The organism is Sporosarcina sp. SAFN-010 (genome assembly GCF_059415065.1).
In genome coordinates this window covers 56,717-66,101 of the sequence record NZ_JBPFDS010000016.1, presented here as the reverse complement: position 1 = coordinate 66,101, position 9,385 = coordinate 56,717, and the positions used below count along the sequence as shown (strand labels likewise).

The 9,385-nt window shown below is 33.9% G+C and carries 11 protein-coding genes; all 11 read left to right on the top strand.

Going from position 1 to position 9,385, the window contains the following annotated elements:
- Positions 1 to 764 precede the first annotated feature (764 nt).
- The 11 genes from ACR65F_RS15595 (at position 765) to ACR65F_RS15545 (ending at position 9,142) form a co-directional block, all read left to right on the top strand.
- Entirely contained in the window at positions 765 to 1,175 is a 411-nt protein-coding gene (locus ACR65F_RS15595; protein ID WP_440504960.1) for a hypothetical protein, read from the top strand.
- Between the two features lie 622 nt (positions 1,176 to 1,797).
- On the top strand, positions 1,798 to 2,484 hold the full coding sequence (locus tag ACR65F_RS15590) for a VOC family protein (RefSeq protein ID WP_440504959.1): 687 nt from the start codon (positions 1,798 to 1,800) through the stop codon (positions 2,482 to 2,484).
- Positions 2,485 to 2,653: 169 nt separating this feature from the next.
- Entirely contained in the window at positions 2,654 to 3,685 is a 1,032-nt protein-coding gene (locus tag ACR65F_RS15585; RefSeq protein ID WP_440504958.1) for a serine hydrolase domain-containing protein, read from the top strand.
- 137 nt (positions 3,686 to 3,822) lie between these two features.
- On the top strand, positions 3,823 to 4,953 hold the full coding sequence (gene dnaN, locus ACR65F_RS15580; RefSeq protein WP_440504957.1) for a DNA polymerase III subunit beta: 1,131 nt from the start codon (positions 3,823 to 3,825) through the stop codon (positions 4,951 to 4,953).
- Positions 4,954 to 5,013: 60 nt separating this feature from the next.
- On the top strand, positions 5,014 to 5,451 hold the full coding sequence (locus ACR65F_RS15575) for an NUDIX hydrolase (RefSeq protein WP_440504956.1): 438 nt from the start codon (positions 5,014 to 5,016) through the stop codon (positions 5,449 to 5,451).
- A 255-nt stretch (positions 5,452 to 5,706) separates the two neighbouring features.
- Entirely contained in the window at positions 5,707 to 5,826 is a 120-nt protein-coding gene (locus tag ACR65F_RS15570; protein WP_440504955.1) for an LPXTG cell wall anchor domain-containing protein, read from the top strand.
- A gap of 157 nt (positions 5,827 to 5,983) precedes the next feature.
- The gene (locus ACR65F_RS15565) at positions 5,984 to 6,445 is read left to right on the top strand and encodes a GNAT family N-acetyltransferase (protein WP_440504954.1); all 462 of its coding nucleotides are present in this window, start codon (positions 5,984 to 5,986) and stop codon (positions 6,443 to 6,445) included.
- Between the two features lie 326 nt (positions 6,446 to 6,771).
- Positions 6,772 to 6,912, top strand: coding sequence for a hypothetical protein (locus ACR65F_RS15560; RefSeq protein ID WP_440504953.1), 141 nt, complete (start codon positions 6,772 to 6,774; stop codon positions 6,910 to 6,912).
- A 386-nt stretch (positions 6,913 to 7,298) separates the two neighbouring features.
- The gene (locus ACR65F_RS15555) at positions 7,299 to 7,799 is read left to right on the top strand and encodes a metalloprotease family protein (RefSeq protein WP_440504963.1); all 501 of its coding nucleotides are present in this window, start codon (positions 7,299 to 7,301) and stop codon (positions 7,797 to 7,799) included.
- A gap of 176 nt (positions 7,800 to 7,975) precedes the next feature.
- Positions 7,976 to 8,413 (top strand): GNAT family N-acetyltransferase, encoded by a 438-nt coding sequence (locus ACR65F_RS15550; RefSeq protein WP_440504952.1) that lies wholly within the window; start codon positions 7,976 to 7,978, stop codon positions 8,411 to 8,413.
- A gap of 132 nt (positions 8,414 to 8,545) precedes the next feature.
- Positions 8,546 to 9,142 (top strand): hypothetical protein, encoded by a 597-nt coding sequence (locus tag ACR65F_RS15545; protein WP_440504951.1) that lies wholly within the window; start codon positions 8,546 to 8,548, stop codon positions 9,140 to 9,142.
- The last annotated feature ends 243 nt before the right edge of the window (positions 9,143 to 9,385 follow it).

Here is a 9,385-nt window from a genome sequence, read left to right as displayed (position 1 = left end):
GCTGGATTATCTAACGCCTATTGAGTACCGATTAGGGACCTTATAAAAATTGTCCGATTTAATGTTGACAAGCCAATTTGCATTTCTTACTAAATTAATCTGGGGCGTTTGTTGGACAATAATTATTTGTAGGCACTCAGTTGATTGGAGTGTAAAACGGCGACTCTGGGGAATCACCGGGCCAGGTGAAACAACCAACGGTAGCGAAGCGAACGGGTTGGTCCAACGCCCGCCCTCCAGAAAGCGTCCATTTGGAACGGAAATCAACGGTCTTTTACTACTATCCTGGTTATGGTTGTGTTTGTCTGGTAACAGTTTCTCTAGAATCGTGCCAACTTCTGAAAAAAACTTTTAAAAAACTCATGAAGTGAACGAACTATCTTATGATACATGAAAACTGATATAATAGAGATAACGACAAACTATCAAGTAATTGGATAATACGATGTTTCTAAATATGAGGAAAAACCTTTTGAAATTGATCTTGATGATGAATAACTATGTTTAACAAGTCAATTCGATAAGCTCCAAGTATTCAATATTAAAAGTGCAAAAGTGAAAATTCACTTTTGCATTTTTTATAACAACTTTTTCTTTTTGTTGCTCAATTTCAAGCAACTTAGTTCGATTGGAAAACAAAAGCTTACCCTTAATCGGGGACAGTTCTGGTAGCTGGACTGCTCTTCAATTCGGCCAAATTATGAAACGTTTTGTAACGACTAACGACCAATCCTTATAATAGCTGATTATAAAGGAGAGATGTTGTGAAAATTTCAAAAGTAATTCGTGGTTTAACTATTTTCACTTTACTGACTGCTTTTGGATGTTCGAATCCATGGGATACAGATAAATTCGAAGTCCATACAACTGGAAATCCTGATGCTGAAGAGATTTTAACTTTAGATCCTGAAGCCGACATATTTCAGTTCGATGGTGTGATTTATCAGGTTGGAATTGATTGGGTTGAAGAACTGACTTTAACAAAAGACGAACAGGTAGGAGAAATAAAAACAAGAAATTATACAAATACAAACTTTGAAGATAATATGTCGAACAAATTGCCTGTTGGTGCAAAAATTTTTTCGGCTAAAGAATCGGGAGAAGTCGCAGGGCCAATTTTACTTGTAGAATCGGAAGGCAAAATTTTTAAATATTACGGGCTTGTGGAGGGGTAACTAATTTACCTATATCCATAATAGGATTATTGAATAGAGTTGTTGAGTAAGCCTTGTGCCTGGATCGAACTACTTAAAAGTAGATTATTACTAAAATATCAAGATTATTTGAGGGGGATGATCCCTTTGGGAGATATTATTTTTTATGGATTTATTTTAACCTTCCTATACGTAATTTTTATTTTGGTATATATTTTTCCAAAGGAAAGCTTGTTGCTTTTTGCAAGATGGGAATATAAAAACGAACCTACGTTTTCCGATTTTAGAATTCGTTTAAACAAGTATCTGTCGTTTTTCGGCATCCTCCTTGTAACAATCTTTATAATTGATTGGTTTGTTGCTATAGTGGCTGTGCGTATGTTATTAACCTTAGGATTAATTATCTATGTATTTATCGCAATATTAAAACTTTCCAGAAGTGAAAAGAGTTCGAAGAAGATTTAGTTCAGGTAACTACATTAATATGTTGGCCGATTATTCGGCAACTGAGAGCAATACATGAGTAAGATCTGTGCTTCGAAAAGGCTATTATCCAGAGGTATCAAACTCGTAATAGTAAACAGAAAATAAAAATATTTAACTGGAATGATTGATCTAGTAACAGAAAGGATGTTGAAATTTGATGGAAGTTAAAAAGGCTATTTTAAAAACAATCGATATAAATAGTATGAAAAGTTTCTATACTGAGATTCTCGGAATGCCATTAACAGAAGAAAGTGAAGATAAGTTCCAAGTCATAGCTGGATCTAGTTTATTAGAATTTAGAGCTAGTAATCTGGACGGTAAACCATTCTATCACTTTGCTTTTGATATACCCTCAAACAAATTTAGAGAAGCTAAAACATGGGTGGAATCTAAAGTAAAGTTGAATTCGGAAGACGGAGAGGACGAGGCCGATTTTTCGCATATTGCTGCTCATTCTCTATATTTTTATGACCCTGCTGGTAATGTGGTTGAATTTATTGCCCGTCATTCTACAGCAGAAAAGAGTGAAGCACCTTTTTCACAAAAAAGTATTTTAAATATTAGCGAGATGAGTTTAACGGTAGAGGATGCTATTAAGACGGGAAAAAAACTTTTAGACCTGGGGATCAAGGAGCGTGATGACGATCCAATTAGTGATTCATCTCTTAATTTCATGGGGAAAAGTGCAAGCGGTCCATTCCTTTTGTTGACTCAACCAGGCAGGAGATGGATTTTCTCGAATAAGATTTCGGCTATTCATCCTATAGAAATTATATTGGATACGAATGACAGAATAGTAGTAACAGATGATTACGAAGTAGTAATTAATCCCTCTATCTCCTGAAAAAATTATTCAGTTTAATGATGCGTATCAATGAATTATGCTTGCCCTTCAAACGTATAAGATCGGGAATAGGAAGGCGGTTGTATTATTCCGGAATCATTAAAAGAGTAAAACTTCATATTTCGATAATTGGTTGATTGACCCCCGAACAGAAAGGTAGACTAGAAAATTGATCATTAATAAAAATCTTAATCAACGCTTTTCAGCAGTTCTAGATCACGTAACTAATACCTATAGTCGGGTTATTTGCAGTGGAGCAGCAACGATTGTGATCCAAAATGATAATGTGGTTTTGGAAGAATATCTTGGATATCAATCTATTGCTAATGTTGCTAGACCTGTTCAAAGAGATACCCAATTTCACGTGGCATCTGTAAGGAAGAGCTATATTGGATTTGCTGTAGCTTACGCCGTTTATTATGGTTACATAGATAATATTGATGACCTTGTATTAACATACAAACCAGAACTTGATCACGATATATGGAAAGACACATCTATTAGAAATTTGTTAACGCATACCCACGGGTTAAATGAAAAAGAAGGTATAACTTATCGGGAGTATTCTCCGGGAGAAAAATGGGCATATAGAAAAATTGGAATTAAAACTTTGACTGATATAGTGGAACGAACTACTGGAATGACAGTATCAGATATTTTACACGAACACGTATTTAAACCATTACGCTATACAGAATCCAATTGGTATTCGAAAAAACATGAAAAACTTGCAGAAGTCATTCTTAGATATGAACAGGATAGAAATTGGCAAATCAGTAATAGTACCAAAGGAGATACGATGAACATGTATGTATCTGCGCGTGAGTTAGCATATTGGGGATACCTTCATTTAAATGAAGGGAACATTGACGGGAAACAAATAGTTCCAAAGAAAATTATTTCTTTAGCAACAGAATTACAAAGTCCTTCACAATCAGATGATAATTTACCTCAGAACGGTTTTTTATGGTTTGTAAAGGATCTACCAGCTTTGAAAACAGAAATAGGTGAAGATGTACCACAAGGTTCCTATCAAATCCTTGGATATACAGGAGTAACCCTCTTAGTTATTCCTCAAGAAAATATAGTAGCAGTCCGTATGTTTAATAGTTTTGGCTCACCAGAGGGATATGATTATTTAGCTGATGTAAGATCGTTCGGTGATACCGTTATGGGATGTTTAGAAAAAGTAAAGAGTTGACCACTCTATCCTGGAAAAGGGGGCAGTTGCGAAAGAAGGGCTGTTCCTGAAATTGGCCGTTTTGTTAAATAACAAATTAAGTTTTTGATGTTTTTTGAATTATCTTCACTAAAGATTAAAATGAGGTGGATTTTTTTATGGAATTTTTAATAGACAAAGAATGTTTTAATAAAGCAATTTCAGATGTCAATAAAGCAGTATCTTTAAAAACACCGTTCCCCATTTTAACGGGTATTAAGATAACTGCTTTTGATAATTGCTTAATCCTAGTTGGAAGTAATTCTGATATTGTTATTGAAAGAGTTATTCCTTTATCTGTGGATGCAGTAAAAGTATTGGAAGTTAATAAAGTAGGTAGCATTGTTATTTCAGCTAAATATCTAAGTGAGATTGTAAAGAAATTACCCGACAAAATACATTTAAAAGTGAATGAAGAAAGATTAGTTACCATCCAATCCAATGAAATCGTGACCAACCTACGCGGATTTAATGCTGAGGAGTACCCGAGGCTTCCTCAAATTGACGAAGTAAAACATATTGAAATCGCTAGTGTTGAGTTGATTGATATTATAAAACAAACTGTATTTGCGGTCTCAAAGAGTGAGTCTAGACCTGTCTTGACTGGCATCAATATGACTTTCAAAGAAAATCAACTTACATGTGTTGCAACAAATTCCCAACGACTAGCATTAAGAGAGCTTGCAATAGACTCAAATCTAGAAGGTTCATTCACTGTTCCAGGTACAAGCTTAAATGAACTTATCAAGTTGATAAATAATGAACCTGGTGTAGTACAAATAGTAGTAATAGACAACTATATGGTATTTAAATCTAATTCAATTTCACTTTTTTTAAGGTTAATTGAAGGTAACTATCCTAACATTTCTGCACTACTGCCAAATCATTCAAAGACTATAGTTACTCTAAACACAAATCAGCTATTAAAGGGTATCGATAGAGCTTGTCTTTTTGCAAGCGAATGGAAAAATAACAACATATTTTTAGAAATTCAGGACGGTTCCAAAATAAGAATTTCCTCAAACTCATCGGAAATAGGGAAAATAGAAGAAATTCAAACTATTAATACAATCAGTGGTGAGACTAACTTAAGTATTTCTCTTGATGGAAGTTTTTTAATGGACGCCTTAAAAGTAATAAAAGAAGAAGAGATAAGAGTAAGTTTTGGAGGTCCTATGAGACCCATCTTAATTGAGCCTGTAAACAATTCTTTGTATCTTCATCTTATTTCGCCAGTACGTTCATACTAAGTAGAACAACAAATACTTATAGAAAAAACAGTGTCATTCTGAAATGGGGGATTTCAATTGATGAAACGAGTAGATGTCACATATGTACTTATCTTTGATGAGCAGGGCGAGAATGTATTAATGGTGAAAAATAAAGGTGAATACTCTTCATATTATACACTTCCTGGAGGAGCAGTAGAGATAGGGGAAACACTTGAAGAAGCTGCAATTCGTGAAGTAAATGAAGAGACGGGCTTAAATGTTGAGTTAGACGGTATTTTTTCTGTAAGTGAAGCATTTTTCGAAGAAAGAGGACACCATGCTATTTTCTTTACTTTTAGAGGGAAAATAATCGGTGGAGAAATTAATATTTCAATGCCAGAAGAAATAGAAGAGATTACTTGGATGAATTCTCAGATAGCAGAAGATTATATACATATAACCGATTCAAAGGGATTGATAAATAGTAACTCATCAGTACCATATTTACTTAGAAAAAGAGATATTCAAAAGTCTTGATTTTTACAAGATGGTAATTATGTTTATTAATTATTGCTGATCTTCTGTAATCGTTCGAAGTTGTAGGGTAGTAGCTGCTCTTCTAACGGAGTAATTGACATAAGACTAACTAATCAGAAATTTATTTTTGTCATTTGAGATCGTGGATTTTCGTTAAATTGGAATATCTAATTGTCCTTTCGATGTAAATGTTAGGAGTTGATTATTATTTGGGAGAAATTATTAATAATTTCTTTAACGGCAATAGGAGGATTTATGCTTTCCATCACTAGTAATAATTTAGGAGAACAGGGTAATAAAATTATGAATATTGTAGGAGTACTATTTTTAACTGTAGCAATGATAGCCCTTTTTCAAAGGAACAAAAAAGAATAATCCCATTAACTAAAGTGGCCAATTCAATAACCAGCAATTGCTTTTGATATGTGAAAGGGCAAAGATTTTGTGGTGAAAGTAATTGAAACAAACGAGGGAAAATCTATCTGGAGAAGTGTTTTAGTACCAAACAGTTTAACTAAGGGAGGAATGGGCTATGACTTCGAATAAAATAAAAAAGTTGAATCTCGAAGACTATAACAAATGCAGTAATATTTGGGATATGGACGAAAAACCAAAAATGGCAAAGATATTCTATGATGAACTAGTAAATGGAAACAGAGTCACCTTTATTTATTCAGAGAATAATGATTTTATAGGTGAAGGATCCTTGGTTTTTAAAAACACAGATCCAGATTATACGATTCCAAATAAACGGATTTACCTATCTCGTATGATAGTTAAAGAAGAATATCGTAATCGGGGAATAGGCGGGATTATTCTTGATTATTTAATTGACTATGCCCAGCAACTTGGTTATTTGGAAATGTCGCTTGGTGTTGATACGGATAATATAAATGCACGACATCTATATGAAAAGAGGGGATTTACTGACGTACTATTTATTGGGGAAGACAAGTATGGTGAATATGTGAAGCTTCTAAAAAAATTGAAATAGCCAAGGAAATATTAAATGCTAACATAAAATACTGCTTTTGACTGGAGTTGTGCGTATAAAGTTAATGCTGCAAACTGCGGCATTCTCGAATATGGATTGGTCCTAGTATTATCCATCGGTTCAATTAGTGGGAGTGAGTATTTTGAATCGTCTTTGAGAACGTATGAACTTAGCCTGCAATTTTATTTGGTCTAATTGGATTAATCTTTCTGTTTATAGCAATGGAAAAAGGCAAGTAACATACCGTAAATGGGGGCGATTGCTTTACAAGCGACTGTGTCTATATCGCAAGCTGGCCATCTTGAAGCATAGGTGGGGTAATAATTATGGAAAGAGGATTAAAGAAATCAAGTCTGTATGGGTTATTGTTTGGGCTTACTGTTTCAATCTTATTTGTTAATTATAAAGATGTTCAAGAGATAAGTGAGGGTGTTTATGAAACTACTTATAAGCCAGTTTTTGATTAAATCATAACAATTTTGCGCATAGGAATTATAGGGATGTTTTTAGGGATTTTTATTGGTTGGAAGGATTACGAAAAGAAGCATAAATCACAACAATAACAAGGGAAAACATACTAAATCCTTGTCTTTTTTGTAGTATTCATTGTCTCAAGGGTTTTAATATTGATATTTATTTGTTGAAGAAAATTCTCATACTTGGAGGCGAATCTGGCATCGCGATCTGTTTTTCTGGGAGTAGGGATTCCTTCTATCGGATTGTTATTCTTCCTTTCAGGTAATATTTCAGAAGTAAAGATGGTTAATAATATTAAGGAAGTTGAGTTGGAACAAACAAAAAGAGAGAGTGGGTACTTATGATAATATGGTTTCGTCACTTACCTCAAATAAGTATGGATATAGCACAATGGATTCCTTTCATAAAGAGTAATTGGTTTCGAAAGCACTATATGAAGTTTGTTTATTTACTCCAGATTATTATTTTTCTAACATCTCTTTTTTTTGATGCATGGGTTATTCGTATCGATACGTTTTCGCTCATCTTAATAGGTATCTTTGTATTCATCATTCACGAATCCCTTCACATTTTTGTGATAAATAATAAGGGAGATATTAGTTTAACATTTAGCGGTACATTTTTTTGGATACATACAAATGCAGTCTTATCTAAAATGAGATTTTGGCTTTTTATGAGCCTGCCCTTCATTGTATTATCCGTAATGCCTGCCATTGCCTCATTCTTTGAATCAGGAAATATAAAATCAATTTTATTGTTAATAAGTTGGATAAACTTAATAATTTCTTCCTCTGACATCATCAATTCATTATTAATTGCCATCAAACCGAAGAACTCAGTATTCTGCAGAGGTTATTATCGAGTGGAGAAGAATTAGGAGTATTTCTACAATTGTGAGCTAAGATAAATGGTGTAAAAAACTTTAAATTTTATATCTTTAACAAACGGATAGCATTGCTTCGATAACGGCACACAACAAAAGGGTGCTATTCTTGAACAAAGATTTGCGTCTTTTCAAGAATAGGACCATTTTTTGTAGAAAAGGTGAAGAAAATGACAACTGAAATTAGAACAATACAACTAACAGATTTCACAGATTTAGTTGAGCTGATGAGTGAATTAGGATATCCAACAACACTTGAAGAATTAACGAAGCGATTGGATTTAACACAAAAACATGTAGATTATGAAGCATTTGTGGTTGTTAAAAACAATCATATTATAGGTTTTGCAGGAGTGTGTAAAGCACTTGCTTTTGAATTTACTGGTTTATATGTCCGTATTACTGCGTTTGTTGTAAGTTCCAAACAACGTAAGCAAGGGATTGGCACAAAGCTTTTAAAAGCTTGTGAAGAATGGGCAATTCAACAAGGTGCAGTAGCTATAACTTTAAACAGTGGTAATCGAGAAGAGCGTCAAGCGGCACATACTTTTTATAAAAGTAATGGCTATGTAGGTAAAAGTACAGGGTTTTCAAAAAATATAACTTAAGATTAGAGAAATCAGCAATCGGAAATCAGTGGTAATTGCGATAAATAGTTATCTTGTCTATATCGTAATCGAGTCATGATATTGCAATAGTTAAAATTTCAAATAAGTAATAAAAAATGAGGAGGACATAAAATGAAGCGAATGCCATTTGAACGTTCAACTAACCATTATGAAGAACATCTTTTACCTATTGATGAACAGATTTGTGCTTTATTAAAAAAACGTAAGGATTTGTCAAACAACAATCCAGGTTTTCCATCTGATGATGCTATCTCTAACTGGGCTATAAAGTACGATCTTTATGAAGATTATTTAAGTTCATTCTTCCAGACACTGAGAATGGAAGATTTTTTTAAACCACGTGTTGAACCGACTGGATTTAGAAAGCATTTACCTGTTTTAAAATCAGTTGAAATAGATGAACGTTTATATTCGATCACGTTTATACGACAGTACGAAAATGCTAGCGTTATAAATCTTAATGTCGATTGGGATGGTACAAATGATTCGCCACACCTACATGAACACTGTGATTTTGGGTTGTTTATAGGAGATGAGTACGATTGTCGGCAGGATGGTGGTGGGGGTTCTACAGGGTATTTCAAGTACAACTACATTGTTTCACCACCGCTACCTGACGATTTTTCAGGACTGGATTTAGTTGTTAGAGAATATAGTGACCACTTTAGGGAGGAGCCAACAGGTATCGAATTTGTAATACATTTATAATGATTTTAACTAACGGAGGCAATTTTGATAGATTTGGTTATTCAGAATTGAAGTCAATATTTTTGTATTAGCTGTTATCAATCTACAAAGGTGGTATAATTAAATAAGCAGTTACGTGAGCGGATTGGCAGTTTGGAACTCTCTTGAGAAGTAAGGCAGACTAAGAACGCCGCCGTCCTGCGGCAACGACTTCATGACCCACTTACTGTGAAATTGTGATTTCATGGTGACATACAATGCAAT